This is a genomic window from Actinopolymorpha sp. B11F2 (genome assembly GCF_040195635.1).
Lineage (GTDB): Bacteria > Actinomycetota > Actinomycetes > Propionibacteriales > Actinopolymorphaceae > Thermasporomyces.
In genome coordinates this window covers 84,805-110,391 of the sequence record NZ_JBEFTX010000018.1, presented here as the reverse complement: position 1 = coordinate 110,391, position 25,587 = coordinate 84,805, and the positions used below count along the sequence as shown (strand labels likewise).

The following is a 25,587-nucleotide window of genomic DNA, read 5'->3' as shown; positions in this document are numbered from 1 at the left end:
TGATCATGAGCCATGTCCTGGCCCGTGCTCCGGCTGGCCCGGTGCGGGGCGGCGGCCGCGATCTCGGTAGGCTCCCGGGCAGGTGTGCCGGGAAGTCTGGTCGGCGGTGCCCATCACCGACCGCCGAGGAGGATCCCACATGCCTGTTGGCTCGCTGAGCGCCGCCTTCGTGACCAGTAGCCAGACAGCCGGCCGGCCAGCCACTCAGACAGGCGCCGCGGCTGTTGTCCGGCGGTGCGCTGAAGGCGAGTTGTCGCGATGACCGGCTGGATCCTGCCGGTCGCGGTCTTCGCCCTCGCGTACGTCCTGATCGTGCACGACCGGCTGCCGCGAACCATGATCGCGCTGGTGGGCGCGGGAATCGTTGCCGCCGCGGGCGTCGTCGGTGCCCACGACCTGTTCTATTCCGAGCACACCGGCATCGACTGGAACGTCATCTTCCTGCTGCTCGGGATGATGATCATCGTCGGTGTGCTGCGTCAGACGGGCGTCTTCGAGTTTCTCGCGATCTGGGCGGCCAAGCGGGCCAGAGGTCAGCCGTACCGGCTGATGGTCCTCCTCTGCGTGCTGACGGCGGGGGCTTCCGCCATGCTGGACAACGTGACCACGGTGCTGCTGGTCGCGCCGGTCACCATCCTCGTGTGCGTACGACTGGGCCTGCGCCCGGTACCCTTTCTGATCGCCGAAGTGCTCGCCTCCAACATCGGAGGTACGGCGACACTGGTCGGCGACCCGCCCAACATCATCATCGCGAGCCGCGGCGGGCTGTCCTACAACGACTTCCTGATTCACCTGGCGCCGTTGGTCGTCGTACTCCTCGCGGTGTTCCTCCTGATGGCGAGAGTGCTGTTCCGTAAGGACTTCGTCGCCGATCCGGCCCGGGTCGCGGAAATGATGGAGCTGAACGAACGGGAGGCCATCGGCGATCCGAAACTCCTCGTCCGCAGCCTGGTCGTCCTCGCCGCCGTTCTCGCCGGCTTCGTTCTCCATCCGGTGCTGCACATCGAGCCGTCGGTCGTTGCCCTGCTGGGTGCGGGCCTGCTGGTACTGGTGAGCCGGCTGCCGACCGGTGCGTACATGGAGGACGTCGAATGGGAGACGCTGCTGTTCTTCGCGGGGCTGTTCATCATGGTGGGTGCACTGGTCAAGGTCGGCGTGATCGACACCATCGCCGACGTCCTCAGTGCCGCAACCGACGGGGAGGCGACCCGCGCCGTTCCGCTGCTGCTGTTCGGGTCGGCGGTCCTGTCGGCGATCATCGACAACATCCCGTTCGTCACGACGATGAGTCCGGTCGTCGCCCAGCTGGTAGCGCCCGACGGCCCGCTTGCGGGCGAGACCGTGCTGTGGTGGGCGCTCGCCCTCGGCGCCGACCTTGGCGGTAACGCGACCGCGATCGGTGCCAGCGCCAACGTCGTCGTCCTCGGCATCGCCAAGCGCAACGGGCACCCGATCAGTTTCTGGGAGTTCACGAAGTACGGCCTGGTCGTGGCGGCGGCGACGGTCCTGCTCAGCCTGCCGTACCTCTGGCTGCGCTATCTCATCTGACCGGGCCCGTTGCCGCGTGGGCTCGCGAGTGCCGCGGCCGCGGCGAGGACGCCGGCCGTGATCGAGACGACGAAGCCCGCGCTCGCACCAGCGTGGTCGATGACCTGGCCGGCGACCGCCCCACCCAGGGCGATGCCGCCCACGACGGCGCTGGTCGTCCAGGCGAGCCCTTCGGCGAGGCGGGAGGTCGGAACGGTCTCCGACACCCGCGCCGTGCTCGCGATGAGCGTGGGCGAGATCGTGAACCCCACTCCGAAGACGATCACCGCGAGGACGCCGAGGTGGTCGATGAACGGCAGCGGCAGTATCGCGACCGCAATGGCCACCGTCCCGATGCGGAACCGCGCCGAAGCGGATCTCCGCAACCGCAGGCCGCCGAGGATGGCGGCGGCGAGCATGGAGCCGGTGGCGGTGATGGCGAGGAGCACCCCGGACCACGCCCGCGCGTCCTGCTCGGAGGCGAGGGCGATGACCGAGATGTCGAAGGCCCCGAAGAGGGTCCCGATCCCCACACTCGCCGCCACCACCGGAAGGAGGAGCCGCCACCCGAGTGGCTGCAAGGCGGTGCCGGCCCCGCTCCGACCGTGCGCCGGCGGTTCGGTGCCGCGAAGCGAGGCCAGCAGGAGCGTCCCGACGAACCCGGACGCCAACGCCACCAGGATTCCGGCGCTCGGGTTGACCGCGGTCGCGAGAAGCGTCACGACGGGTGGGCCGATCATGAAGAGCAGCTCGTCCACCACCGCCTCGAGCGCGAACGCGGTCTGTAACTCCGGCGTGTTGCCGAGCAGGTGGTTCCAGCGGGCTCGTACGTACGAACCGATCGTCGGCGAACTGCCACCGGCCAGCGCCGCGAGGACGTGGAGGACCGGAACGGGCAGGTCGAGGTCCACCACGACGACGAGCCCGCCGAGCGTCGCCGCGTGGACGAACGCGATCAGCGGAAGCATCCGCCGCTGGCCGTACCGGTCGACCAGCCGGGCCTGCAGTGGCGAGCAGGCCGACCTGGCGATCACGTACGCCGCGGCCACCGAGCCGGCGATGCCGTAGGAGCCCGTCCTGGCCGAAACCAGGATGATGATGCCGAGGGCGACCATCGAGATCGGCAGCCGGCCCAGCAGTCCGCTGGCGGAGAACTTCAGCGTTCCAGGAAGGCGAAGGAGCGCGCGATACGGCTCGAGCACACCCGCGACGATATCCGGACGGCAGGTAGCGCAGGTCGAGCCTGGCCGGCGAACGAACTGGCCGCGCAGGATCCGGCCCAGGTGGTCGACGAGAATGGGGGCATGCACGTCCGTCCGCTCACCCCTGACCGGCTCGTCGCGGAGGTCGTGGACGCCATCGACGACCGGCCGCGCGACAGCGGGGTTCGGGTGCTTGTCGATGGCAGCCCGCCCACTCGGCCGCGGGAATGGGCCGGCGCGCTGGTCGACCCCCTGCGCACGCGGGGGCGCCCCGTCGTGCAGGTGTCCGCCGAGGACTACCTCCGCCCGGCGTCGCTCCGGTTCGAACGCGGCCGGGACGACCCCGACGTGATGTACGAGGACTGGCTCGACACCGGCGCGCTGGTCCGGGAGGTGTTCGCACCGTTGGCGGCGGGCGGCACCGGGCGCATCCTTCCGGCGCGCCATGATGCGGCGCTCGACCGGGCGTACCGCTCGGAGTATGTCGCCGTTCCACCGGGCGGTGTGGTCCTGGTCAGTGGATCACTCCTGCTGGGGTGTGGCCTGCCCGCCGACCTGAGCGTGCACCTGGCGTTGTCGCCCTCTGCGCTCGCCCGCAGTACGCCAGAGGAGGAGCGGTGGACACTGCCTGCGTACGCCCGGTATGAGGTCGAGGCTGAACCGAGCCGGCAGGCCGACGTCGTCGTCCTGCTCGACAATCCCCGCCACCCCGCACTCGTCGAATGCCGGTGAACTTCACCAGGCCATAGTGTGGAATTTCCGGAAGAGTCGCCAAGCAAAGACATGTCCGGTCGCCGCGACCGCTTTCCCTGTTTTCTCGCCGTCCCGGAGATAGTTAGCGGGAAGCGCCGGTCGAAAGTTCACTACCTGCTGCGTAACGTGGGTCGAAAGAGGTAGAGGGAATTCCTCAGGCGCATCGCGGGCGGAAACGTCGAAGCGTACGTCGACGAGCCAACGCGGAAGAGGGCTTGCGATGGCGGACGGACGGAGGCATGACACCGGTCGGGAGCACGAACGCGGACGACGTGGTGGTACGTCTGGTGATCGCAGTCCGGTGACCGTGTCCCGGAAGGCGATGGACCAGCTCTCCATGCTCACCAGCCGTGCGGTCGAAGGTGTCTCCCGCCTGGAACACGACGAGGATGGGTGGCTTTTCCAGGTCGAGATCGTCGAACTCGACCGGATACCTGACTCGACAAGTGTGCTGGCGAGCTATGAGACGCGAACCGACGAGGACGGCAATGTCCTGTCCTATCACCGCACTCGCCGCTATCCGCGTAATCAGGCGGGTGAACTGTGACTGCTCGGCCCGAATACCGCAGAACCGGCACGGCGCCCGTGTCGCGTTCCAATGACTCGTTGGCCGACATTCTTGAAAGGGTGCTCGACAAGGGAGTCGTCATCGCCGGCGACATCATGGTGAATGTTCTCGACATCGAGCTTCTGACGCTCAAGGTACGGCTGTTGATCGCCTCGGTCGACACTGCTCGGGACATGGGTATCGACTGGTGGACCGCCGATCCCTTCCTGACCGGAAACAACCAACTGGAACGGGAAAATCGGGAGCTGAAGAGCCGCATCGAGCAGTTGGAACGCCAGGTGGCGGCGGCCGGCCTGCCCGAGCCGGAGGGGTCGTCGACCGGCGAGCACCGGCAGGTCCGGGCGGCGTCGACGCGTCGAGGGAACGGAGCGTCCGATGGGTGATGCTCCGCTGACTGGACGGCCGAACCCGCCCTCCGCGCAGGAGATCGAGTCGCTCGTGGCGGACGCCGATCGGCGTGCCCGGGACCTCGTGTGCGACGAGCTCGCCCGTCGGCTCGCCCAGGAGTACCGCGCGGCCGTCGCACAGTGGCTTGCGGCGCGACCTTCCACAGCGCCGCCACCGCAGCGTTCGCCGCCCGCACCACCCGCATCGGCTGCTCCGGCTGCTCCGGCCGCTCCGGCTGCTCCGGCAACTCCGGCCGCATCGGCCGCTCCGGCCGAACTCGCGGGCGAGACCGCCTGGTACCTCTACGCCATCGCCAGAAGGGACGACGTGGCCGGCGTGATCGCGGACGACATCGCCGGCGTCGAAGCGCGACGGGTGCAGTTGGTCACCACGGACGATCTCGCTGCCGTCACCGCCGAGGTTCCCCTCCGCGGGTTCCGCGCCAGCGGCGACGAACCGGACCTCAGCGCGGAAGGCTGGCTGAACAAGTCGGTCCGCGCGCACGAGAACGTGCTGGACCGCGTGTGCCGCCATGCCACCGCGCTGCCGTTCAGGTTCGGCGCGCTCTATCCGAGTCGCGATCATGTGCGTCGCGTACTGCACGCCCGGGCAGACGAACTCCGGGGCGAACTCGACCGCCTCGACGGTGCCGCCGAGTGGGGCGTCAAAGCTCACGCCACGGGTCCGCTGGCCGATGATTCGAGTGCGGAATCCGTTGCGACGGGCGGGCCGGAGGCGCCGGACGGTACGCAATGGATGAGGCGCAGGCAAGCGGCCGCGGAGGCGCGCACGCACTCCCGCGAACGGCGCGCAGAGATGGCGGCCGAGATCGACGATGCACTGTCACCGCATGCCAGAGAGACGGTCATCCGCGCGGCCTCACGGCAGGGAGATTCCGCTGCTCTGGCGTTCGATGCCGTCTATCTCGTACCGCACTCAGCGGAGACCCGTTTCCACGAGGCCTTGGACCTCCTCGGTTCGCGCCACGCGGCGGAGGGCCTGCGCCTGGAGGTGACCGGTCCGTGGCCACCGTACCACTTCGTATCGATGCGTACGGATGAGCCGATACCGGTGGAGGAGAAGGCGTCGGGGATCCCCTCCAGGCGAGAGCCCGGAGACGCCGGAGCAACGAAAACACCTACCCGGCAAGGGGTGGTGTCATGAGCGACCGCCGGCTCGCGCTCGACGACGGCTCGCTGGTCGACGTTCTCGACCGGCTCCTCGACGCGGGTGCCTACCTCGACGGGACGGTGCTGCTCACCCTCGCCGGCGTCGACCTGGTGAGAGTCGATCTCCGGCTCCTGCTGGCATCGGTCAACACGTTGCGCCCGGAGTCCGCCCAGCAGAGTCGACACCTGGCAGCCGGGCAGGGACGCGAAGCGGTTCCTCGCGAGGCAGAGGTCCGCGCGAGCGATGAGGTCCTCGAAAGCAACGCACCGTTCCGCGAAATGCCCGCGTCCGTAGAGCTTACGTCCGGTCGGTCTCTGCCCGAACGGACTGCGACCGAACGGATTGTGCCCGAACGGACTGTGCCCGAACGGACTGTGCCCGAACGGACTGTGCCCGAACGGACTGCGTCCGCCATGAACGGCGACGAGACCGCCTCTTCGATTCGTACCGCGAACGATCTCGCACGCGACGACTCGTCGGGGAACCGGGCGGAAGAAGGCGACAACCGCCAGGCAGGCATCGCCGGGCTCGTCGTCGTTCTCGTCGACATCGTGCGACAGCTTCTGGAACGCCAGGCGTTGCGTCGGATGGATGCCGGCACCCTCACCGGGGCCGAAGTGGAACGGCTTGGCCGGTCATTGATGGCGCTGGAGCAGCAGACGGCGGAGCTCACCGACTTCATTGGTCGGCAACGCCGCCATCCGCCCCCCATCGGCTCGGCCCGGGATCTCGACCTGGGCCTGCCGTTGACTGATTCAGGAAGAAGGGCTCACCCATGACTGTCATGCCGCACCAGGGCCCAGGAGGTGTAGGCCGGGGCCACTCGAGCAGCCTGTACGACGTTCTCGAACTCATCCTGGACAAGGGACTTGTCATCGATGCCTACATCCGGGTGTCGCTCGTGGGCATCGAACTGCTCACCATCGACATCCGGGTCGTCATCGCGAGTGTTGACACCTATCTCCGCTTTGCCGAAGCGGTGAACCGTCTCGATCTTTCCGAGAAGAAACCCAGGCAGCTTCCCGAGTTCGTCGGCGAGCTGTCAGAGCAGGGGGCGAGCGGCAAGACGAAGGGTGCACTGAGCGGAGCCGCCGAGACGTTCACCGAGGCGTTCCGCAAGGGCCGCGGCGGCGGCGAGGACGAGGACGAACGGGAACGTGAGGAGATCCCGCGTCCGCGCGGGAGCAGCCGAGAACGATCGGAGCGGCGCGATGACTGATCCGACCGACCTACGCGTGAACCCGTCAGAAGCCACGTACGTCTACGGCATCGTCGGCGCCGAACACCCTTGCCACTTTGAGGAGGTCGAGGGTGTCGGCGAACCACCGACAAGGCTGCGCAGGCTGGACGCCGGGCAAGTAGCGGCCGTCGTCAGCGACGCACCCAGGGAACTGCGGGCCAAGCGCAGAGACGTGACGGCTCACCAACGCGTTCTTGATGCGATGACGATGCAGGGCACCATCCTGCCGATGCGGTTCGGTGTGATCGCTCGGGACGAGGAGAGCCTGCGCGAAGAGCTGATCGAGGACAGTGAGATGCACCTCGCCATGCTCGCCGAGCTCGAGGGTCGGATCGAGATCAACATCAAGGTGTTCTGCGACGAGGACGAGATGGTCCGCGAGGTTGCGACCACCGACCCGACGATCCGCCGCCTCCGCACCCAACCCGCCGCTTCGATCGAGGACCGGATCCAACTGGGTGAGTATGTCGCGCAGGCCATCCAGACGCGGTATGACCACATCGGAAAGCACTTGTACGAAGCGCTCGATCCGTTGGCAGAGCGGAGCGTTCCGGGTCCGCCGGTCAAAGGTGCCGCCGTCAACGCGAGCTTTCTCGTGGACCGGAACCGAACGGCGGAGTTCGTCGACGCGGTGGATCGGCTCGACGCGTGGTTCGGTCCGGACGTCCGGCTGCAGCGGATCGGCCCGCTACCTCCGTACAGCTTCGTGGGTGCGCAGGAGGGGTGAGCAGCGGATGGGACTGGTGACGGGACTTCTTACCCTTCCGTTGGCACCGGCGCGGGGGATCGGCTGGGTGGCGAGGCGAATCGCCGACGTGGGCGAGGACGAGTACTACGACCCGGCGCGGATCCGAGCCGAGCTTCAGGAACTCTCCCAGGCCCTCGATGACGGCGTGCTCACCCCGGAGGAGTTCGACGAGCGAGAGGACGAACTACTCGACCTGCTCGAGGAGGCCGACGCACGCGCGGCGGGGGAATAGAAACGAAGCGTCAGGAGGAGGAGCGTTGATGAACACCTCGACGAAGATTGGTGCCGCCGTGGTCGGAGGGTACGTGCTCGGCCGGCGCAAGAAGGCGAAGATGGCTCTCCTGTTGGGATCTGTGCTGGTCGGCAAGCGGCTCAACGTACGTTCCCTCGGCAGGGAGGCGATGGGACGAATCGCGGAGTCAGCGCAGTTCGGCCAGATCCGCGAGGAGATTCGCGGCGAGTTGGTGTCGACGGGGCGCTCGGCCGCGGGTGCGGTTCTCAGTGCGCCACTCAACAAACTGGCGGACGGGTTGCACCAGCGGACGGCGAAGCTCACCGGCGCCGAGTCCGAGGAGCCCTCACCGGACGGCAAGTCGAAGCGGTCGTCAGAGGACGAGTCTGAGGACATGGAAGGCCGCGCCGAGCGTGAAGGCGACGAGGGGGACCGCGACGAAGTGGATCGCGGCGAGGACCGCGGGCAGCAGGGCGAGGAACGGGAGGACGAGCAGCGCCCGCGGCGGCGCCGTCCACCGACCCAACCAACCCGCCCGAAAACCCGGAGCGCGGCGGACCGCATGTCCCGTACCCGAGGACGTCGTACGCCCGCGGGTGCCGGCTCTCGCGGCGACCGCGACTGAATCCGAATGAGGGGGACGACATGAGCGAGACAGCGGCCAAGGGAAAACGTGGTCAAGCCAACCTGTCCGACATCGGCGAGGGGGTACGCAAGGCCGCGGCGAAGAGTCCGGCGACGCAGCGACTGCTCGACGAAGGTCAGCACTACGTCTCCGCGAAGGCGCAGCGGATGATTCAGGGCCTCGGCGGCAAGGTCGGAGGGATGACGCGTGGGCTCTCCGATGTGGCTGAGGGCAAGGCGAGTCCCGGCGGTCTGCTCGCGGGGACGTTGAAGGAGACCCTCGGTGGTGCGTCACCTGGAAAGGCGATGGCGAAGGCCGGTGTGAAAAGTGTGGGGGAGAAGGTGAAGTCCATGTTCAAGGGCGGCGGCAAAGGCGGCGGATCCGGGCGGAAGTCGATGAACATCGTCGAGGACCTCAACGTCGGCGTCCCCCTGAGGGTGGCGTACAACCACTGGACGCAGTTCGACCAGTTCCCGCGCTGGTCCAAGGGTGCTCAGAGCGTCGACGTGGACGAGGGGGACCGTACGCAGAGCAACTGGAAGGCGAAGGTCGCCTGGTCCAACCGGAGCTGGAAGGCCACGATCACCGAGCAGATACCCGACGAACGCATCACCTGGCGGACGGAGGGTCAGACGGAAGTCAACGGGACGGTCAGCTTCCACCCCCTCGAGGACGAGCTCACCAAGATCCTCGTTGTGCTCGAGTACACTCCGCACGGATTCTTCGAGAAGACCGCCAACCTCTGGCGGGCACCAGGTCGACGAGCACGCCTGGACATCAAACTCTTCCGCCGCTACGTGATGATGCAGGCCGAGGAAGAGGATGCCGACAACGGCTGGCGTGGCGAGGTCCGCGACGGCGAGATCGTCCGCGACCACGACGAGGTCGTCAAGGCGGAGAAGGAACGCGAGGGTGGCGAAGAGCCGGAAGGTGAAGGCGAGGAGCGCGAGGAGCCGACCGGCGAGGAGGAACGTGAGGAAAGGGAACCTCGCGCCGAGGAAGAGGAGGAGCAAGAGGGCGAGGAAGAGTCGGACGAAAAGCGTCGGGCACGTCCACCGCGGCAGCGGCGCTCAGAAGAGCGTAGGAGCAAGGAAAAGGCCCGGCGGTAGGCCGCTCGATCCGACTCGTTCAGCCGACAATCGTGCCGAACGCCAGGCCCAGCAGATAGGTCGCTGTCGCCGCGGTGACTCCGATCGCCAACTGGCGCAGGGCGCGTCGCAGTGGGGACGCGCCCGACAGTACCCCGACCGTCGCGCCCGCGATCATCAGCGCGACACCGGTGAGTACCCCGGCAACGACCACGGCCGTCAGTTCCTGCATTCCGAGGAGGAACGGGAGCACCGGTATGAACGCACCGACGGCGAAGAAGACGAAACTCGAGATCGCTGCACCGAGGCCACTTCCCACGACATCGGTGCCGTCGATTCCCGCACGGGTCGGCGGTGCCGGCCCTGCGGACTGGCGATGCAGCACCGCGTCCGCCCTGCGCTCCGCCTCGTCGGCGGGGATACCCCTGGCCCGGTAGACGAGGGCGAGCTCATTGGCGTCGACGTCGAGCTGTGCCACGGAGATCCTTGCCTTGTCATCGGGTCGCGACGCGGCCAGAAGCTCACGCTGGGAACTCACCGAGATGTACTCGCCGGCGGCCATCGACAGCGCGCCCGCGAGCAGCCCGGCGAGTCCTGCGAGCAGGACGCTCCGGCTGCTCGCACCGCCGCCGATCACGCCGAGGACAAGGGAGATGTTGCTCACCAGGCCGTCGTTGGCTCCGAAGACCGAGGCGCGCAACGTGCCGGACAGTCTGGCCCGCCCTCGGGCGGCAAGACCCCGGACGACCTCGGCGTGGATCCGTTCGTCGGCCGCCATCGCCGGCGGGACATCGGCGTCGGCCGCATAGCGCCACCGGCTCTCCGCATGCTGCATGAGGACCAGGACGAACAGCCAGCCGAACCGCCGCGCGAGGTGGGCCAGCAGCCGCATCCTGGGTGAGCCACGTTGGGGCGGGCCGACGTCCTCGCCGAGGAGGCGTTCCCAGTAGGCCGCATGGCGTGTTTCGGCGTCTGCCAGACCGAGCAGGATCTGGCGTTCCTCACCGTCGCTGCGGCCGGCCAGCTCACGGTAGACCCTGGCTTCCTCCCTTTCGTCAGCCAGCATGCGGCGCCACCGGCGAACTGTCGCAGGCGAGCGGGCGGCCGGAGACCGAGGAGTGCCATCGCCCATGAGGCGCATCCTGCTCGAAACGCCAGGACACTGTACGCCGTTCAGGCAAAATGGTCCTCAGCCGAAGAAACTCCTGATCGTGCCGAACGTCGCCCACAGGCCGATGGCGCCGATGAGCAGCAGCGCCAGCGTCTCCCACCACTTGTTGACGTACGCAGCCATCATGAACCTGCGACTGCTGGTGAGGATGATGATCCCGACGATGATGATCGGCCCGGTCAACGCCTGCAGGGCCTGACCAGCGATCGTCAACACGACGAAGTTCGGCGCCATCGGCAACGAGAACAGCAACGGCAGGCAGAGGAGCCCGCCGATCTGGAGCCACCGGAACCCGGGTATGCGTTCCAGGTCGTCCGCGGGGTCCGACACCCGAGGGAACGTGTGGCGCACGCCGTCGAGCAACACCTTGGTGAAGCCGTACGAATAAGCGGGAAACGAGTTGAAGGTCACGAAGAACAGCCCCAGCCACAGCAGAACCGGCCCCGGCGCCCCGATTCCCAGCTGCATCATCTGGGCCAGATCGTTCTCGTCCTGGATGCTGAAGTCACGGCCTTGCAGGGTTTCCGCCGCCATGATCCAGACGGCGAGGTTGATGATGACCATGGCCACGATGCCGATGAGCAGGTCGACGATCTGCAGCTTGCGGTACTCCGGACGGTTCCAGCCCTTGTCGCGCAGGAAGTACGGATAGAGGAGGTTGGCGGCCGATCCGCCGACGGCGCCGATGATCGCGGCCACGATGACGATTGACCGGAAGCCTCCCGCGTCCTCGGGAACCTGGAAGACCAGTCCACGCAGCAGCTCCATGACGTCGAATCCGCGCAGCGCAACGATGATCATGAATGTCACGAGCAGTGCGACCACGGACAGCCGGGCCAGGAGTTCGAGCACCTTGTACTGGCGTCCGGCCAGGAGCATCGCGGTCGTCAGCCCGACCAGCAGAATGGCGACGACGAAGACCCCCCATCCCGAGTCGCCCGGGCGTCCGACCAGGTTGTAGAGAGCAGCGGCGGCGCCCTTGATGATGTAGGTCTGGACGATGAAGCCGACGACGAAGGCGACCGCGCCCATGAGGATCGGCAGGCCACGCCAGAGGCGGCGGAAGCCGGCCATGATCGAGTCGCTTTCCTCGTTGTTGGCGAGGATGTATTTCCCGATCGCCGAAACGAAGAAGTACCGCGCGACCAGGGACATGACGAGCGCCCAGATCAGGGCGTAGCCATAGTCCGCGCCGGAGACGGAGGCCGTCACGAGGTCACCGGCACTGAGCCAGGCCATCGCCACCAGCAGGCCGGGGCCAGTGAACTGTACGTATCCCTTGAAACCCTTGGGAATCGACGGGCCCTTGGGAATCGACGGGCTCGACGGCCCGGCCGACGTTTCCTCTGCTGCCATGTGACGCAAACCCTTCACTTGGCGTTCGCGATCTCCATCGATCCGGTGGCTTCCGTGCCGACGTTGCCGTCCGAGGAGAGTCTTGCGCTTTCGTGGTGGGGCAAATGTGCGTTCTGCGGCGTCCCCACGCTGCCCGCACCGAGGACGGGGCGTCAAGGGTTGCGGTCCGATTCCGGACGACCCGCCGGTGAGGGTTATTGTCGGAAGCGATGGTCGGTTCAGCTTGTGAGGCAGGGTTCGTGATGACCGAGAGTGTGGTGCTCCTCGACCACGTCGCCCGTCAGCTCGATGCGGCAGAGCGTCTCGAGGATGTTCAACAGATCGTGAAGGTGGCGGCGCGCAGGGCTGCCCGCGCACAGGGGGCCACATTTGTTCTCCTTGAAGCGGACATGTGCTACTACGCGGACGAGGACGCGATGAGCCCGCTGTGGAAGGGGCAGCGCTTCCCCGTCACCGAATGCATCAGCGGTTGGGCGATGCTGTCCAAGGAGACCGCGATCGTTCCTGACACCGAGAAGGATGAGCGGATTCCGCAGGAGGCCTACCGGCCGACCTTCGTGCGCAGCATGGTCATTACTCCGATTCTGATGCCGGCGCCGGTCGGCGCCATCGGTGTCTACTGGGCGCGGGTGAGGTGGCCGAGGAGCGACGAGATCGCAGCGGTGGAGCGGCTCGCGAACCTCACGGCGGAGGCGCTCGTGCGGTTCCCAGAGGGGTTGCCCGACCCCGGCTTCATGCGGTAGGGCACGAAAGCTCCGGCCGGCACACACCCCTTGCCGCGAACCTTCGTTGGATAAGGGGCACCTTGCCGCGAACCTTCGTTGGATGAGGGGCACCTTGCCGCGTCGGGTTACCTCACGGGATAGCCGTCATCCAGGTAGACCGCTGTCGCATCGTCGCGAGCGCGCATCGCTGCCGACACCCGGCGCCAGAGATGCGCCGGGAGCAACTCAGCGGCTTCGGCGGGTGTGAAGAAGCCAAAGCGATGCAGTTCCTCTGCGGGAAGCCGGATCCGAGCGATCTCGTCATCGGACAGCATCCCGCCGTCGAACACCACTCCGAAGCCTTCCAATGGGATCTCGTCGCGGGCGGGCTCCCAGTCGACGGCCAACAGCCCGCCCAGCTTCGTGGAGAGTCCGAGCTCCTCCTCGATCTCCCGGCATGCCGCGACGTACGGGGTCTCGTTCGCTTCCACGACTCCGCCGGGATAGTCCCAGCCGGGAGTATAGGTGGGCTCGACGAGCAGGACCCGGCCATCCTTGTCGAAGAACAAGGCGCCGGCGGCCATCCGCTTCTTCGGAAGTCTTGCCGTCCAATGGTCGCTCGTCTGGTCCACCCCGGACATGCCCCAGATCCTAGTGCGCCCGGCGGCGGACGAGGCGTTGCGCGCCATGGGTGTCAGGCATGCTGGGTGATCCACCGAATGGGATCGCCGCTGTCCAGGTCGGTGAACCCCGCATCGTGCAGCGCGCCGGCCACGAGCGTGCGGCGATGGGCGGCGAAGGTCAGGACGTGGGCGATGACGGCACCGAACGTGTAGACCTCCACCCGGTCACCGGGGCAGATGATCGCCTCGTCAAGGCGACCTCGCGCGCAGGTCTCGCGTACCTGCGTGAGAAAGTCCGGGCCCACGTCGGCCAGCCGGTCCCGCACGTGTGGGATGCTCTCGCCGCGTTCCACGGCGAAGTCGTACGCCCGTCCCTGGATCGCGGCACTCCACATCTCCAGTTGACCGACGAGCCGCGACAGCAACGACCGCAGGGACGGCTCGTCGTCGACGCCCTCAACCGAGATCTCGATCGGCGCGTCCAGTTGGTCGTCGCGGAGCGTTTCGGCACGGGTCAGCATCTCCCCGAGCAGCCAGATGTGATGTTCGACCATGCGGACAAGGAGGTCCATGGCACTCACCTTCGTCTGAGCCGGCAGCCGCAGGCTGTCGGGTGGATGGAAATGCACGCCGTTGGGCGCCTCGATCCGGATCCGGGTGGGGCTCTTGCGCCAGTGGGCGGGTGGCGATCCGTACGCCCTGGCAAAGGCCCGGGTGAACGACTCATGGGTGGAGTACCCCGCCTCCACGGCGACGTCGAGCACCGTCCGAGCCGTGGTCACCAGGTGGTAGGCCGCGCGTTCCAGCAGCACGCGTCGGCGTAGCCGCGCCGGCGGCTCCCCGGCGGCCGCCGCGATGACGCGGTCAAGGTGGAACCGCGACAGGTGCATCCGATCGGCCAGGTCAGCACCCGTCGCCTCGTGATCGTCCAGCGCCTCCGTCAGGACGTCGAGGAACGCCGCGAACACATCCGGCCGGGAACCCATGACCCCATCCTGCCGAGTGGATCGACCTCCGGCTTGACCGAATTTGCTGTCAGGCGCTTGTGGGGCGCTTGACGCGAACCCGCCTTGGATGAGGGGCACCCTGCCGCAAGCCTGCATTGGATGAGGGGCGACCTCATAACCGCCGCCCCGGGGACGTTGGCTGCGCGTCAGCCGGTGGCCGCCCAATGGAGGGACAAGCCGTTCGCGGCGCGCTGGGTGGTGATCTGCATCATGCTGCCGAGAATGGTCGCCCGGTCGGCGACGATGGCGATGCCGTCCCCCGTGTAGGTGATCCGTTCGCTGATGAGGACCGGCGCACCCGGTGGCTCGTCGAGGTGGCGGGCGACATCCGCCCCGAGCACGTCGGGGCCGATCGTCTCCGACGCCTGAGCGACCGCGACGCCCAGGTCGGCCAGGGACGTGTAGAGGGAGACGGCGGTGAAGTCCACCTCGCGGAGATCCTGGGCGTGTGGTGGCCGCACCCAGGAGACCTGATGGATCGCCCGGCGGCCGGCGAACTCGCGGACCCGCTCCAGCCGCAGACCGGTGTCGGTGACACGGGCGCGCAGCTGCCTGGCGACGCGGGAGGGCAGGCGGCGCACTGCTCGCTGCACCACTGTCGTACGTACGTCATGGCCCTGGTCGCGGAGGTCGTCGGCGAAGCTGCGCAGGGAACCGAGCTGGTAGGCCAGCTGCGGTGGCGAGACGAACGTGCCGCGACCAGGCCGCTGCACGATCAGCCCGTCGTCGCTGAGTTCCCTCAACGCCTGACGCAGGGTCATGAGTGTGACTCCGTAGGTGCTGCTGAGCTCACGCTGCGGCGGTAGCGCCTCCCCGGGGGCATAGTGTCCGGCCCGGATCTTTGCCTCGAGGTCTCGGGCGATCCTGCGATACCTCGCCTCGCGTCTGACGTCGTGGGTCATCCTCGTCCGGTCCGTCCCCAGTCCATTTCCCAAGCCTGCCTCAACCGTGGCGATCCGCGGCTCCCACAGGTCCGTCCGCGGTGTCCAGCGCGACGCGCAACGCCCCGATGTACGCTCCTGTCGCCGCAGGACCGGCTCCGTCGAGCACCCGGCGCATGATCGCCGCGCCGACGATCACGCCCTCGGCGTACCGGCCGGCGGCGGTGGCCTGTTCGGGCGTGGAGACGCCGAAGCCCAAGAGTACGGGCCGATCGGTGGCCTGCCCGATCCGCGTCGCAAGGTGCGCCGCCGAGGCCGGGAGTTCCGCCCGTTCGCCCGTCGTACCCATCACTGAGACCGCATAGACGAACCCCCGGCTGCGCGCCGCGATCTCACCCAACCGCTCGGCCGGCGTGGCCGGCGTGGCGAGCAGGGCGAGCTCCACCCCGGCTCCGGCCGCGGCCCGCTCGACGTCGCCGGCCTCCTCCAGCGGCAGGTCGGGAACGATCAATCCGCTCACACCGGCCGCGCGCAGAGCCGTGCAGAACTGGTCGACACCGGTCCGCAGGACCAGATTGGCGTAGGTGCTGACGACGATCGGCACGCCCACGCCCACGCCTGCTCGCGCGAGTGCGTCGAGGATGCCGGACGGCGTGGCTCCGCGGGCGAGAGCCGCGTCCGACGCCTCCTGGATGGTCTTGCCGTCCAGGGTCGGGTCGGAGAACGGAATGCCGACCTCGATGGCGTCGGCGCCGGCGTCGGCGAAGGCCTGCAGGTATCCCACCCAGTCCTTCGTGATGCCGCCGGTCAGATAGGGCATCAGCAGCTTGTGGCCGGAGTCGCGGCGGGCACGCAGGTGCTGCTCCAGGGTGGTGCTGTGTTGATTCATGACCTCACTTCGTTCGGTCATGCGGTCACGCCCGTACGCGTCATGAGGGTGGTGACGTCCTTGTCACCGCGGCCGGAAAGGGTGAGCAGCACGGTCGATCCGCCCGGCAGCTCGTCCGACCCGGCGGCGCGCAGGACCCACGCCACCGCATGCGCTGACTCAAGAGCGGGCACGATGCCCTCGGTACGGGCCAGCCGCACCGCCGCCGCCATCGCGTCATCGTCGCCGGAGGTGACATAGCGGGCCCGGCCGATGTCGCGGAGGTGGGCGTGCTCGGGTCCAACGCCGGGGTAGTCCAGCCCGGCCGCGATCGAGTGCGCCTCCCGGACCTGCCCGTGAGCATCCTGCAGGAACAGCGACCGGGTCCCGTGCAGGATCCCGACCTCGCCGCCGGTCGCGCCGGCACCGCCCACCGCCTCGACACCCACGAGCCGCGCGCCGGTGTCGGCGAATCCGGCGAAGGTGCCGGCCGCGTTGGAGCCACCACCCACGCACGCCACCACGTAGTCAGGGATGCCGGTGGGCAGCTCGGCGGCGCACTGGGCGCGGGCCTCCTCACCAATGATGCGCTGGAACTCCCGGACCATCCACGGGTAGGGATGCGGCCCGGTCACCGAGCCCATGCAGTAGTACGCCTCGTCCGCCGCCCCCACCCAGTGGCGCATCGCTTCACTGGTCGCGTCCTTGAGCGTGCGGCTGCCCGCCCGAACCGGGACCACCTCGGCGCCGAGCAGCCGCATCCGGAAGACGTTGTGCGCCTGCCGCTCGATGTCGCGCTCGCCCATGAACACCATGACCGGCAAGCCCAGCAACGCTCCCGCCGTAGCGGTGGCCACACCATGCATGCCGGCACCCGTCTCCGCGATCAGCCGCCTCTTGCCCATCCGCCGGGCGAGCAGCACCTGTCCCAGCACGTTGTTGATCTTGTGCGAGCCGGTGTGCGCCAGATCCTCACGCTTGAGCAGGACGGTCACACCCAGCTCGGCCGACAGGCGTACGGCCGGTGTCACCGGCGTGGGGCGACCCACGTGCACGGCCAGGAGCCGCGTAAGGCTGCCCCGGAATCCCGGCTCGCCCCATGCCTCGGCGAACGCTTCAGCCACGTCCTGGCAAGCCGGCACCAGCGACTCCGGCACCCAGCGGCCGCCAAAGCCTCCAAACCGCCCCGCTGGCCCGGGATCGCGCATCGCGAACCTCTCGCCTTCCTGCGTACGCGCCAGAACGCCCGTCATGGTCGCACCTCACCAAAGTTATAGAACTGTCGTTCCAGTTATAGAACAGATGGGAGGTGGCTGGCAAGTCCAGCGGCAGTCAGACGCGGATGACGGCCTTGCTGGCGCCGGCTCTCACCGCCAACTGGGACCAGGACCGGGCCTGGACGCACGACGCGTACGTCGACCAGGGCGGTTACGACGCGCTGCGCAAGGCGGTCACACTTGACCCGGATGCCATCGTCGAGCTGGTGAAGGACTCCGGCCTGCGAGGTCGTGGTGGCGCAGGTTTCCCGACCGGTATGAAGTGGGGCTTGCTGGCGCCGCTCGGTGACAAGCCGCGTTACCTGGTGGTCAACGCCGACGAGTCCGAGCCTGGAGCGTGCAAGGACATCCCGCTGATGATGGCCAGCCCTCACACGCTGGTCGAGGGCGTCATCATCTCCTCCTACGCGATCCGGGCCCGGTGGGCGTTCGTCTATGTGCGTGGCGAGGTTCTCCATGTCGTACGACGGTTGCAGCGCGCCGTCGCCGAGGCCTACGCGGAGAGCTACCTGGGCACCGATGTTCTCGGCACCGGGTACGAACTCGACCTGATCGTCCATGCCGGTGCGGGCGCGTACATCTGTGGCGAGGAGACCGCACTGCTGGACTCACTTGAAGGCCGTCGAGGACAGCCGAGACTGCGGCCGCCGTTCCCCGCCGCGGAGGGGCTTTACGCGTCGCCGACGGTGGTCAACAACGTCTGCACGATCGCGACTGTGCCGTCGATCGTTCGCGGCGGGGTGGAGCAGTTCCGGAGTCGGGGAACGGAGAAGGCCCGCGGCACGGTGATCTACTCCCTGTCGGGGCATGTGCAGCGGCCCGGTCAGTACGAAGCCGCCCTGGGCACGACGATGCGTCAGCTGCTGGAGTTTGCCGGGGGCGTCCGCGAGGGGCATCGGCTGAAGTTCTGGACGCCGGGTGGGTCGTCGACACCGATGTTCACAGCCGATCATCTCGACGTCCCGCTCGACTACGACGCGGTCGCCGCGGCCGGATCCCAGTTCGGCACCGGGTCGCCGATGGTGTTCGACGAGACCGTGTGTGTCGTTCGCTGCGTGCTGCGCTGGATGGAGTTCTACAAACACGAGTCGTGCGGCAAGTGCACGCCGTGCCGTGAGGGCACGTACTGGCTCACTCAGATTCTCCAACGGCTGGAGAACGGTGATGGGAGCGAGGAGGACCTCGACACTGTGCTCGACCTGTGCGACAACCTCGCCGGACGATCGCTGTGTGCTCTCGCAGACTTCGCGACCGGTCCGGTCATTTCGTCGATCAAGCACTTCCGCGACGAATACATCGCGCACCAGACGAACGGCGGCTGCCCGTTCGTCCCGGCCGCGTCGACACTATTCCGAAAGCCCTGAGCCGGAGACCAGGCGAGAGCGAGCCGGGCGTGGAACCGGGTGACGATCGCCGCCGGTAGAAGGGCCGCATTGCCGGCGCTCGCCGAGCACGATCTGCCGGTGCCACGACTCTTGGCCGCTGACCGCACGGGCGAACAAGCGGGCGTGCCGTGCCTGTTGATGACGGCGCTGCCTGGCGAGCCACTGTTCGAGCCATCGGATCTGCCCGGTGCCGTGCGTCAGATGGCGAACGTGCTCGTCCGCATCCACGACATCGTGCCGACCGGGCTGGAACCGACCGATCCTCACGGCTTCTGCAAAGAGGTCGATCGCGGTTGGATCGGCGACCCCGCGCTTGCCCGCGCTGTGACCGAAGCCGCAGCGGCCGCCCCAGCCGGAGGGCAGCAGGTGCTCGTGCACGGCGACTACCTGCACCTCAACGTCCTATGGGTCGATGAGCGGTTGTCGGGCGTGGTCGACTGGACCTACGCCGGCAGCGGCAAGCGCGAAGTCGACGTCGGCAGGTGTCGGCTCGGGCTAGCTGTGCTGTTCTCGCCCGAGGCTGCGGAGGCCTTTCTGCGGCGGTACGAAGCCGAGGCGGGCCTGCACATCGACCCACGCGCAGACATCCGAGCCTTGCTGGCCTTCGGCCCCAGCTGGTTGCAGTTCATTCCCCGCCAGGTGGCCGGAGCGGCACGGGCCGACGGGCGAGGAATAGTCGAACGGGTGGAGAGTGTGCTGCGGCGGCTGCGCGGCTTGGCTGATCGACTTCATCTGCCTCGACGTGTCCGTTTGGGGATGCGCCATGCGTACACCGCGTTCGGGCGGCGCGCGTAGGTCAAGCCCTCGGGCGGTTGTGGTCAGGGATACTCCGCGTGTCGTCAGGCGTTTGCGGGGCGTTCTTTCCTGGGCAGCTTGCTGACCACCGTGTCATACGAAGCGTCGATCGCTTCGAGCAACTCGTCCTCGGGAATCGCCCCGCCGACGTCCAGCGTGTTCCAGCCCGAACGTCCGATGTAGGCCATGACCGTCGCGTCGTCGGGGTAGCGCACCAGCCACTCGTCGGCGACCTCCCGGTTGGGGCCGCACTTGACTCCGACCGAGGACCCCGCGTCACCGCCCAGGAACGCGAAGATCTTGTTGCCGACCTTGGCGACGACATCGCCCTCCCACGGCTCGTCCCGCCAAGCTCCGGGCTTGGCGAGGCAGTAGGCCAGCAGATCATCGCGCGTCATCGGCTGCTCCTCGTTTCGGCTCCTACCCTAGATGGCCGATTCCAAGGGGAGTCGCCTGACTCGCGGCTCCCCGCATCCCGGAACTGGCCATCTAGGCAGAGGCATGGACAGCGTGTTGACAGCGGTTGTTATCGTGCCGGCTACGGCATGGTCCGTACGCCGTCCGCCGCCGCCACCCGCGCCCACGCCCACGGTGGCATCGCCGGTCAAGGTCTCTCGGGGCCCGGGATCACCGCTGTCTGGCTGGCCTGCCTTCGTTCGGCGGGATGCGTGGGGTCCTGCCGGAAATGGATGCAGCCGTGCCGAAGAAGCAGACCACCGCAGGGAGGAAGGCGCGCGCCGCGACCCGCGAGGGTGAGAAGTACACGACCGCACTACGCGCGCACCTGGAGCGCGGCGGCGACCCAAGCGTGGAGTCGTACGTGCCTGGGGCGACCCCTCCCTCTCACCCGGCTCTCGCGCACCGCAGTCTGCTGGATCATCCGCCGGGTTTCCGGCCCTTCCGAGGCACTGATCTGTTCGACCGGATCGGCGGCCAGCCGGCGATCGACAGACTGGTCGACCTGCTCTACGACGGATTCGACGGCGACGAGCACCTACGACCCTTGTTCCCGCGCGACCTCGCCGATGGTCGGTCGATGCAGAAGCTCTTCTTCGCCGAGTGGCTGGGCGGTCCCCGTCGCTACAGCGAGCAGTCCCACGCGGGTCTGAGGCACCGCCACGACAGCCTTCCGATCACGTCGGCGCTGGCCGGCAGATGGCTCGGGCACTTCCGCCGGGCGATGGAGGCGACGATCGCGGCGGAGGATGACCGCTCGGCGATCTTCGCGCAGGTCCGCTCGCTGGCTCTGGCTCTCGTCAACGACCAGGTGGCCCCGGCCAGACCTGCAGGACCTGCCGGACGGGGGGTCGGACGGGATGGACAGGGCGCAGGAGGCGAAGCAACGAGCGGCGCCGCCCGGGAGGTGGCCTGGTGCGGGTCCGGCGGCCGTACGGTGAAGAGGGCGAGGGATCTCGCTCGTCGCGGTGACGTCGCCGGGGTCGACGCGGCCCTGGTGGAGGCGCCGGATCTGCTGCGTCCCACGTACGCCGCGGCGATCATGCAGGCGGCCTCTCTGACCGGGCGTACCGAGGTCGTCCGGACGCTGCTGGATCGCGGCGTCGGGGCGGACCATCCCTACTACCTCCCGGTGGGCGTGACGGGTGTGGCGTTCGAGCGGGTGCTGTTCGTGACGCCGCTGTGCGCGGCGCGGATGAAACGTCGTTCCGCGGTCGAGACGCTCCTCACTGCCGCCGGCGCGAGGGAGGACGTCTTCACCGCCGCGTTCCTCGGCGACCTCTCCTCCCTCACGCGGATGCTCGCGGCCGATCCGGACCTCGCCCAGGCGACGGATCCCGCGGTGGACGTTCTCGACATCACACCCGTCGACCATGCGGTCGCGGGCGGGTGGATCGAGGCGCTGCGGCTCCTCCTCGGCCACGCCCCGCGCCCGCGCCCGGATGGCGTGCGGGCATTGCGGGCTGCCGCCGCGATGGGCAACGTGGCGATGGTCGAGCTGCTGCTGGCGTACGGGGCGGACGCGACCCGGATCGGCGTCGGACGCTGGGTCCTGCATCCCGAAATCGCTCCGCTCCTTGCCGGTCGGGGCGCGTCGATCGACTCCTCAGGTTCGTGGATCGGCTCCAGTTGTACCGGAAACCAGGGCCGCAAGGACGATCCGGAGTACGTCCGCGCGCTCCTGCGCCACGGCGCCCGCGCCGATGATCGCCGTACGAGCGACTCCGGAAGCACCTCCGGCGTCGGGGCCCTCAACGCGACAGCTCTGCACTACGCCACCAAGGCTGGGTTCCTGAACACCATCGAGGTCCTTCTCGAGCACGGAGCCGACCCGTACGCCCGTGACAGTCATGGGCGTACGCCGCTGGACTGGCTGGAAAAGGCGGCGCCGTCGGTGCCGCAGGCGACCGTCCGACGCCTGCTCACGTCCGGACGGCGGCGGCGGTGACCAGGGTCGAAAAGATCCTTCTCATCTGCGGTGAGCAGCGACCCGCGTGAAGCCGAGTAGCCGGCCGGCATCCTCGCGAAGCATCGCCGCCTCCTCGCCTGGTTCTCCTCGGTCGCGGTCGCAGGCAACGTTCCATCGCAGCCAGTCGTGCCAACCGTCGGTGACCCAGTCGGCCACGTCGACGCTGACCTGACCGGTCTTCTGCCAGTGATGTCGCCACCAGGCAGGACTGTGGAAACTGCAGAAGTCCCACTTCCAGTAGCGTTCGAGGTGACTCGGCGGAAATGTCTCGGGCTCTTCGGCCACGCCGGGGACGACGATTCCGATCTGGCCACCTGGCTTGACGAACCGCGAGTAGTAGCCGATGTAGAGATCGTCGGTCCCGAAGTAGTGGTAAGCGTCGATGCTGACCAGGGCATCGAAGAAGCGCTCAGAAAAGGGCAACGCGTGGGCTTCGGCGTGGAGGGGATGGACCTGGTCGTGGAGACCCGCTTCTGCCACCCGGGACCAGTTGTCCGTGGGCTTGACCCACAGATCGGCCGCCCACACCTCGACGTCGAACTCCTTGGCGAGGAAGATCGATGTCAGGGCCGTGCCGCATCCCATGTCGAGAACCCGCATGCCGGCTTCGAGCGGCATCACCTGCGTCAGTGCTTCAGCCAGCCAGACGGGGTTCGGTCCCATGGCATTGTCGACCATCCAGCGGATCGAATATCGAGCGGACCGGGGGTAGCGCTCGTTGGCCAGCAGCGTGGCGAGTTCGTCGTCGTCCATGGGACGAAACTCTGACCGCGCCGGATCAGCCAGGCAACCTGATATCCGTCGTTCCCGCCTTTTCCCTCACGGGTGACGGGTAGGGTGAGCTGATCAGCATCTGGCACAGGACATTGGGGCCCGCACGGCGATCGGGTGGACATCATGACCACGACCATTCCCAGCGCTCTGGTGCATGTGCTTGCGAAGACGCGCTGTGTCCTCCTCGACTTCGACGGCCCGATCTGCGCTGTCTTCGCTCATGGTCGAGATGCAGAGGTCGCCGACGAGCTGCGCGCGATCCTGCGTGGCCATGAGATCGAGCCACCGGATGAGGTCAACAATGCGTCCAACCCGCTGCGCATTCTGCGTTACGCGTACGAGCTCGGGCAGGCCGACATGATGACCGAGATCGAAGACTTTCTCCGGGAGGCCGAACTCCGCGCCGTCGCCGACGCGCTACCGACGCCCGACGCGGCCGACACCATGTTGGCCTGCCACGAAGCCGGTCGTCCGCTTGGCATCGTCAGCAACAACTCCGCGCCGGCCATCGAGGCATTCCTCGATGCCCATGGGCTCAGCCACCTCGTCCTCGCGGTCGTGGGGAGAAAGCCGATCCGGCCAGACCTGATGAAGCCACATCCTGACCCGGTGAGCCGCGTGCTCGCGATCCTCGACACCCCTGCGTCGGACTGCGTACTCGTCGGCGACTCACTGACCGACATCGAGGTAGCACACGCCACAGGTGTACGGAGTATTGGCTACATCAGGTCACCCTCGCGGCGGAGGGCCCTGCTCGCCGCGCTACCCAACGCGGTGACCCAGAGTATGGCGACGCTCGCTGCCGCCATCCGAGCGAGTCAGCCCGCAGCCCGTACCTCGTCCTGACCATACGGGGCCCAACGGGATGGACGCGCCAGCTAACGATCGACGTCTGGCTGCTCCTTGGGCGTACGCAACTTCTCCAGGCGGGCCCGCAACAACGTCGTGCGGTGCGCATTTCCGTGCAGCTCGAGGTACCGGGTGCCGAAGATTGCCAGCAGAGCGTCGTCGAGCCTGCGTACGGCACCCGGTGGATACCGGTATCCCATCCGCGCATTGAGGGCCGCGCTGTCCACTGAGCTCAGCAGTGCGGCGAGCTCGTCCAGCGACGTCACCCCCAGCTCGAGCAGCAGCCCGGAAACCCATGCGTAGTGGTCGGTTCGGGACCAGCCGGCGTCGGCGTACTGCCCGGCGAGGAACGTCGCGAGGTCCTGTGCGCTGATGCGTGGGTCGCCGACGTCCTGATCCGGCGGCTGGCCAGTGGCCGTTGTCTGTAAGCGGTCCTGGATCAGGGAGAACTCACGGTCGGCGAGCTCCAGGAGCCCGGCGGCGAGAGTGAATCGCCGGTTGAGGTCCGGCACATGTTCTTCCGGAATCGTGCCCTTGTAACGGATGGCGTGCTCGAACTCCGCCCACGCGTGCTGGAGAACAGTTCGTACCTGCACCTGAGCACGCCGCTCACGAGGCGCGTGGTACGACGGATCCGGTTCCCGGACAGCCTCGAGTGCGACGAGCAGATGCCTGCTGGCGTAGCCGAAACGGCCCTCGCTCGCTGTCTCCTGACCCATGTCCCGGTCGTCCAGGACGAAGAACTGATCACGAAGCAGGTCCGCGACCGCCGTGACGTCACCGTGCACGTAGGTGATGACACGGATACCGATCTGGTCGGTGATCTCCTTAAGAGGATCGGCGTAGAGCGGTTCGCCGGCGACGTTCCGATCGGCCTTGCCCGCGAAGGACGAGACACTCTTCGCCCGTCCGGTCACGCTGAGATAGTTGATCCCGGCGTCATCGAGGAGGGTGGTGACATGGGCGACCAGCCGGTCGGTCTCGGCACGTAGCGTCGGCTGCAGTGCTGCGTACGCCTGAACTGCCCGCCGGACCGGATCCTTCTGCACCACAGTCGGTTCGGCCGCCTGCTCATGAACCCGTGCCGCGCGGGGTGCGGGCTGGTGTCCCTCCGGGAGGGTCGGCGTGACGATGTAGCCGGTGGCGAAGTCGCCATAGACGGTGATCATGCATGGCAGTTGCTCGGCAAACATCGCGACGTACGCACACACGACCGCGTCGATCTGGTCCTCGGCTCGACGCAGGTCACTCTTACGGGCGGCCGACTCGACCTGTGCGACCAGCGCCTTCCAGGCGTCGTGCTCGTCGACGACCAGAGGGACAGATGAGTCCCTGAGACCTTCGAGCAACACCATGAGTCGCAACAGTTCGGACCGGAGCTGCGCGAGGGGTCGGCCGGACTTGTGCTTGTACTTCAGCGTCCGCCCCAGTCGGAACAGCGCCACCGTGGCGGGATGCGGGTAGACCTCGATCGCTCGCTGACGCGACCGAGACGACGGGTCCATGTCGAGACCGAGGATGGCGGCCAACCGCGCCCCGCGAGGAAGCTCCGCGAACTCGCGCCTGCCGGTGTTGGACGGGTGTGCGCCGGCGTCGAAGCGGGCGAAGTCGCGGTTGAGTGCCGTCTCGCACGGCCTGCTGCCCGTGGAGTTCTTCACCACAAGGGGTGCGTCGATCGCGACAAGGCAGTCGCGGTCGACGTATGGCTTCAGGACACCCACGATGGCCTCGTCGCGTTTCTGCGCGGACAGATGGACCAGCCGCCCGTCGGAATCCACGACGGCAAGGCCGCTTTGTCTCTCCTGACCCCACGCGAGGTCGACGCCGACGTAGTACATGTGCACACCCTGCCCTCTCGGCGCGTCCGATGCACACCGTCGGGCGTTTCCATGAACTGTGGCGCATGTGCCACGCTCCATTGACTTTCGGGAC

The 25,587-nt window shown here is 67.8% G+C and carries 27 protein-coding genes; 16 read left to right on the top strand and 11 right to left on the bottom strand.

Annotation, left to right across the window (positions count from 1 at the left end; genetic code table 11):
* Nucleotides 1–258: 258 nt before the first annotated feature.
* On the top strand, nt 259–1,548 hold the full coding sequence (locus ABN034_RS27230) for an ArsB/NhaD family transporter (protein ID WP_349693829.1): 1,290 nt from the start codon (nt 259–261) through the stop codon (nt 1,546–1,548).
* Here ABN034_RS27230 and ABN034_RS27225 read toward each other — a convergent pair.
* A complete protein-coding gene (locus ABN034_RS27225) occupies nt 1,536–2,837 on the bottom strand; it encodes an MFS transporter (protein WP_349693828.1) in 1,302 nt (433 codons plus the stop codon). The two genes, ABN034_RS27230 and ABN034_RS27225, sit on opposite strands and share 13 nt — an antisense overlap.
* On the opposite strand from ABN034_RS27225, the gene ABN034_RS27220 reads away from it, so the two are divergent.
* The 10 genes from ABN034_RS27220 to ABN034_RS27175 all read left to right on the top strand — a co-directional run bounded on the left by ABN034_RS27220 (nt 2,832) and on the right by ABN034_RS27175 (nt 9,561).
* Entirely contained in the window at nt 2,832–3,461 is a 630-nt protein-coding gene (locus ABN034_RS27220) for a nucleoside/nucleotide kinase family protein (RefSeq protein ID WP_349693827.1), read from the top strand. The two genes, ABN034_RS27225 and ABN034_RS27220, sit on opposite strands and share 6 nt — an antisense overlap.
* 241 nt (nt 3,462–3,702) lie before the next feature.
* Nucleotides 3,703–4,029, top strand: coding sequence for a gas vesicle protein GvpO (gene gvpO / locus ABN034_RS27215; RefSeq protein ID WP_349331023.1), 327 nt, complete (start codon nt 3,703–3,705; stop codon nt 4,027–4,029).
* A 59-nt stretch (nt 4,030–4,088) separates the two neighbouring features.
* Complete coding sequence (locus tag ABN034_RS27210) at nt 4,089–4,433, top strand: gas vesicle protein (protein WP_349693826.1); 345 nt, start codon at nt 4,089–4,091, stop codon at nt 4,431–4,433.
* A complete protein-coding gene (locus ABN034_RS27205; protein ID WP_349693825.1) occupies nt 4,426–5,601 on the top strand; it encodes a GvpL/GvpF family gas vesicle protein in 1,176 nt (391 codons plus the stop codon). The genes ABN034_RS27210 and ABN034_RS27205 overlap by 8 nt, the downstream gene beginning before the upstream one ends.
* On the top strand, nt 5,598–6,386 hold the full coding sequence (gene gvpJ / locus ABN034_RS27200) for a gas vesicle protein GvpJ (RefSeq protein WP_349693824.1): 789 nt from the start codon (nt 5,598–5,600) through the stop codon (nt 6,384–6,386). The genes ABN034_RS27205 and gvpJ overlap by 4 nt, the downstream gene beginning before the upstream one ends.
* A complete protein-coding gene (locus tag ABN034_RS27195; RefSeq protein ID WP_502879101.1) occupies nt 6,383–6,826 on the top strand; it encodes a gas vesicle structural protein GvpA in 444 nt (147 codons plus the stop codon). The genes gvpJ and ABN034_RS27195 overlap by 4 nt, the downstream gene beginning before the upstream one ends.
* The gene (locus ABN034_RS27190) at nt 6,819–7,574 is read left to right on the top strand and encodes a GvpL/GvpF family gas vesicle protein (RefSeq protein WP_349693823.1); all 756 of its coding nucleotides are present in this window, start codon (nt 6,819–6,821) and stop codon (nt 7,572–7,574) included. Before ABN034_RS27195 ends, ABN034_RS27190 begins: the two co-directional genes overlap by 8 nt.
* Nucleotides 7,575–7,581: 7 nt before the next feature.
* On the top strand, nt 7,582–7,827 hold the full coding sequence (locus ABN034_RS27185; protein ID WP_349331027.1) for a gas vesicle protein GvpG: 246 nt from the start codon (nt 7,582–7,584) through the stop codon (nt 7,825–7,827).
* A 28-nt stretch (nt 7,828–7,855) separates the two neighbouring features.
* Nucleotides 7,856–8,452: a hypothetical protein gene (locus ABN034_RS27180; RefSeq protein ID WP_349693822.1), complete on the top strand. Its 597-nt coding sequence runs from the start codon at nt 7,856–7,858 to the stop codon at nt 8,450–8,452.
* Between the two features lie 20 nt (nt 8,453–8,472).
* Nucleotides 8,473–9,561: an SRPBCC family protein gene (locus ABN034_RS27175; RefSeq protein ID WP_349693821.1), complete on the top strand. Its 1,089-nt coding sequence runs from the start codon at nt 8,473–8,475 to the stop codon at nt 9,559–9,561.
* Nucleotides 9,562–9,580: 19 nt separating this feature from the next.
* Here ABN034_RS27175 and ABN034_RS27170 read toward each other — a convergent pair whose 3' ends face one another.
* A complete protein-coding gene (locus ABN034_RS27170) occupies nt 9,581–10,606 on the bottom strand; it encodes a VIT1/CCC1 transporter family protein (protein ID WP_349693820.1) in 1,026 nt (341 codons plus the stop codon).
* A gap of 123 nt (nt 10,607–10,729) precedes the next feature.
* Nucleotides 10,730–12,067: an Nramp family divalent metal transporter gene (locus ABN034_RS27165; RefSeq protein WP_349693819.1), complete on the bottom strand. Its 1,338-nt coding sequence runs from the start codon at nt 12,065–12,067 to the stop codon at nt 10,730–10,732.
* Between the two features lie 254 nt (nt 12,068–12,321).
* On the opposite strand from ABN034_RS27165, the gene ABN034_RS27160 reads away from it, so the two are divergent.
* A complete protein-coding gene (locus tag ABN034_RS27160) occupies nt 12,322–12,810 on the top strand; it encodes a GAF domain-containing protein (RefSeq protein ID WP_349693818.1) in 489 nt (162 codons plus the stop codon).
* A 107-nt stretch (nt 12,811–12,917) separates the two neighbouring features.
* Here the strand turns inward: ABN034_RS27160 and ABN034_RS27155 are convergent, their stop codons facing one another.
* The 5 genes from ABN034_RS27155 to trpB form a co-directional block, all read right to left on the bottom strand.
* On the bottom strand, nt 12,918–13,412 hold the full coding sequence (locus ABN034_RS27155) for an NUDIX domain-containing protein (protein ID WP_349693817.1): 495 nt from the start codon (nt 13,410–13,412) through the stop codon (nt 12,918–12,920).
* 53 nt (nt 13,413–13,465) lie between these two features.
* Nucleotides 13,466–14,380, bottom strand: coding sequence for a helix-turn-helix domain-containing protein (locus tag ABN034_RS27150; protein ID WP_349693816.1), 915 nt, complete (start codon nt 14,378–14,380; stop codon nt 13,466–13,468).
* Nucleotides 14,381–14,547: 167 nt separating this feature from the next.
* Entirely contained in the window at nt 14,548–15,303 is a 756-nt protein-coding gene (locus tag ABN034_RS27145) for a GntR family transcriptional regulator (RefSeq protein WP_349693815.1), read from the bottom strand.
* Nucleotides 15,304–15,343: 40 nt separating this feature from the next.
* Complete coding sequence (gene trpA / locus ABN034_RS27140) at nt 15,344–16,171, bottom strand: tryptophan synthase subunit alpha (RefSeq protein ID WP_349693814.1); 828 nt, start codon at nt 16,169–16,171, stop codon at nt 15,344–15,346.
* Between the two features lie 17 nt (nt 16,172–16,188).
* Nucleotides 16,189–17,403 (bottom strand): tryptophan synthase subunit beta, encoded by a 1,215-nt coding sequence (gene trpB / locus ABN034_RS27135; RefSeq protein WP_502879100.1) that lies wholly within the window; start codon nt 17,401–17,403, stop codon nt 16,189–16,191.
* Between the two features lie 89 nt (nt 17,404–17,492).
* Here trpB and nuoF point away from each other — a divergent pair, with 89 nt between their 5' ends.
* Both nuoF and ABN034_RS27125 read left to right on the top strand, forming a co-directional pair.
* Nucleotides 17,493–18,791 carry an NADH-quinone oxidoreductase subunit NuoF gene (gene nuoF / locus ABN034_RS27130; protein WP_349693813.1) on the top strand — a complete coding sequence of 433 codons (1,299 nt, stop codon included), beginning with the start codon at nt 17,493–17,495 and terminating at the stop codon, nt 18,789–18,791.
* A 69-nt stretch (nt 18,792–18,860) separates the two neighbouring features.
* Nucleotides 18,861–19,607, top strand: a complete 747-nt coding sequence (locus tag ABN034_RS27125) for a phosphotransferase family protein (RefSeq protein WP_349693812.1) — start codon at nt 18,861–18,863, stop codon at nt 19,605–19,607.
* A gap of 44 nt (nt 19,608–19,651) precedes the next feature.
* Here ABN034_RS27125 and ABN034_RS27120 read toward each other — a convergent pair whose 3' ends face one another.
* A complete protein-coding gene (locus tag ABN034_RS27120) occupies nt 19,652–20,005 on the bottom strand; it encodes an MmcQ/YjbR family DNA-binding protein (RefSeq protein ID WP_349693811.1) in 354 nt (117 codons plus the stop codon).
* 299 nt (nt 20,006–20,304) lie between these two features.
* Here ABN034_RS27120 and ABN034_RS27115 point away from each other — a divergent pair, with 299 nt between their 5' ends.
* Nucleotides 20,305–22,011, top strand: a complete 1,707-nt coding sequence (locus ABN034_RS27115; RefSeq protein WP_349693810.1) for a globin domain-containing protein — start codon at nt 20,305–20,307, stop codon at nt 22,009–22,011.
* Nucleotides 22,012–22,032: 21 nt separating this feature from the next.
* Here ABN034_RS27115 and ABN034_RS27110 read toward each other — a convergent pair whose 3' ends face one another.
* Complete coding sequence (locus ABN034_RS27110; RefSeq protein ID WP_349693809.1) at nt 22,033–22,785, bottom strand: SAM-dependent methyltransferase; 753 nt, start codon at nt 22,783–22,785, stop codon at nt 22,033–22,035.
* 144 nt (nt 22,786–22,929) lie between these two features.
* Here ABN034_RS27110 and ABN034_RS27105 point away from each other — a divergent pair, with 144 nt between their 5' ends.
* A complete protein-coding gene (locus tag ABN034_RS27105) occupies nt 22,930–23,652 on the top strand; it encodes an HAD family hydrolase (RefSeq protein WP_349693808.1) in 723 nt (240 codons plus the stop codon).
* Nucleotides 23,653–23,684: 32 nt separating this feature from the next.
* Here the strand turns inward: ABN034_RS27105 and ABN034_RS27100 are convergent, their stop codons facing one another.
* Nucleotides 23,685–25,493: a DUF429 domain-containing protein gene (locus tag ABN034_RS27100; protein WP_349693807.1), complete on the bottom strand. Its 1,809-nt coding sequence runs from the start codon at nt 25,491–25,493 to the stop codon at nt 23,685–23,687.
* Nucleotides 25,494–25,587: the final 94 nt, after the last annotated feature.

What these genes read in the sequence shown, in the direction of transcription:
- nuoF (WP_349693813.1), top strand. Translation starts at nt 17,493, where the DNA reads ATGACGGCCTTGCTGGCGCCGGCTCTCACCGCCAACTGGGACCAGGAC.
- gvpO (WP_349331023.1), top strand. Translation starts at nt 3,703, where the DNA reads ATGGCGGACGGACGGAGGCATGACACCGGTCGGGAGCACGAACGCGGA.
- ABN034_RS27155 (WP_349693817.1), bottom strand. Translation starts at nt 13,412, where the DNA reads ATGTCCGGGGTGGACCAGACGAGCGACCATTGGACGGCAAGACTTCCG.
- ABN034_RS27230 (WP_349693829.1), top strand. Translation starts at nt 259, where the DNA reads ATGACCGGCTGGATCCTGCCGGTCGCGGTCTTCGCCCTCGCGTACGTC.
- ABN034_RS27205 (WP_349693825.1), top strand. Translation starts at nt 4,426, where the DNA reads ATGGGTGATGCTCCGCTGACTGGACGGCCGAACCCGCCCTCCGCGCAG.
- ABN034_RS27175 (WP_349693821.1), top strand. Translation starts at nt 8,473, where the DNA reads ATGAGCGAGACAGCGGCCAAGGGAAAACGTGGTCAAGCCAACCTGTCC.
- trpA (WP_349693814.1), bottom strand. Translation starts at nt 16,171, where the DNA reads ATGAATCAACACAGCACCACCCTGGAGCAGCACCTGCGTGCCCGCCGC.
- ABN034_RS27100 (WP_349693807.1), bottom strand. Translation starts at nt 25,493, where the DNA reads ATGTACTACGTCGGCGTCGACCTCGCGTGGGGTCAGGAGAGACAAAGC.
- ABN034_RS27170 (WP_349693820.1), bottom strand. Translation starts at nt 10,606, where the DNA reads ATGCTGGCTGACGAAAGGGAGGAAGCCAGGGTCTACCGTGAGCTGGCC.
- ABN034_RS27110 (WP_349693809.1), bottom strand. Translation starts at nt 22,785, where the DNA reads ATGGACGACGACGAACTCGCCACGCTGCTGGCCAACGAGCGCTACCCC.
- ABN034_RS27180 (WP_349693822.1), top strand. Translation starts at nt 7,856, where the DNA reads ATGAACACCTCGACGAAGATTGGTGCCGCCGTGGTCGGAGGGTACGTG.
- ABN034_RS27190 (WP_349693823.1), top strand. Translation starts at nt 6,819, where the DNA reads ATGACTGATCCGACCGACCTACGCGTGAACCCGTCAGAAGCCACGTAC.
- ABN034_RS27145 (WP_349693815.1), bottom strand. Translation starts at nt 15,303, where the DNA reads ATGACCCACGACGTCAGACGCGAGGCGAGGTATCGCAGGATCGCCCGA.
- ABN034_RS27195 (WP_502879101.1), top strand. Translation starts at nt 6,383, where the DNA reads ATGACTGTCATGCCGCACCAGGGCCCAGGAGGTGTAGGCCGGGGCCAC.
- gvpJ (WP_349693824.1), top strand. Translation starts at nt 5,598, where the DNA reads ATGAGCGACCGCCGGCTCGCGCTCGACGACGGCTCGCTGGTCGACGTT.
- ABN034_RS27220 (WP_349693827.1), top strand. Translation starts at nt 2,832, where the DNA reads ATGCACGTCCGTCCGCTCACCCCTGACCGGCTCGTCGCGGAGGTCGTG.
- ABN034_RS27165 (WP_349693819.1), bottom strand. Translation starts at nt 12,067, where the DNA reads ATGGCAGCAGAGGAAACGTCGGCCGGGCCGTCGAGCCCGTCGATTCCC.
- trpB (WP_502879100.1), bottom strand. Translation starts at nt 17,403, where the DNA reads ATGACGGGCGTTCTGGCGCGTACGCAGGAAGGCGAGAGGTTCGCGATG.
- ABN034_RS27185 (WP_349331027.1), top strand. Translation starts at nt 7,582, where the DNA reads ATGGGACTGGTGACGGGACTTCTTACCCTTCCGTTGGCACCGGCGCGG.
- ABN034_RS27150 (WP_349693816.1), bottom strand. Translation starts at nt 14,380, where the DNA reads ATGGGTTCCCGGCCGGATGTGTTCGCGGCGTTCCTCGACGTCCTGACG.
- ABN034_RS27105 (WP_349693808.1), top strand. Translation starts at nt 22,930, where the DNA reads ATGACCACGACCATTCCCAGCGCTCTGGTGCATGTGCTTGCGAAGACG.
- ABN034_RS27120 (WP_349693811.1), bottom strand. Translation starts at nt 20,005, where the DNA reads ATGACGCGCGATGATCTGCTGGCCTACTGCCTCGCCAAGCCCGGAGCT.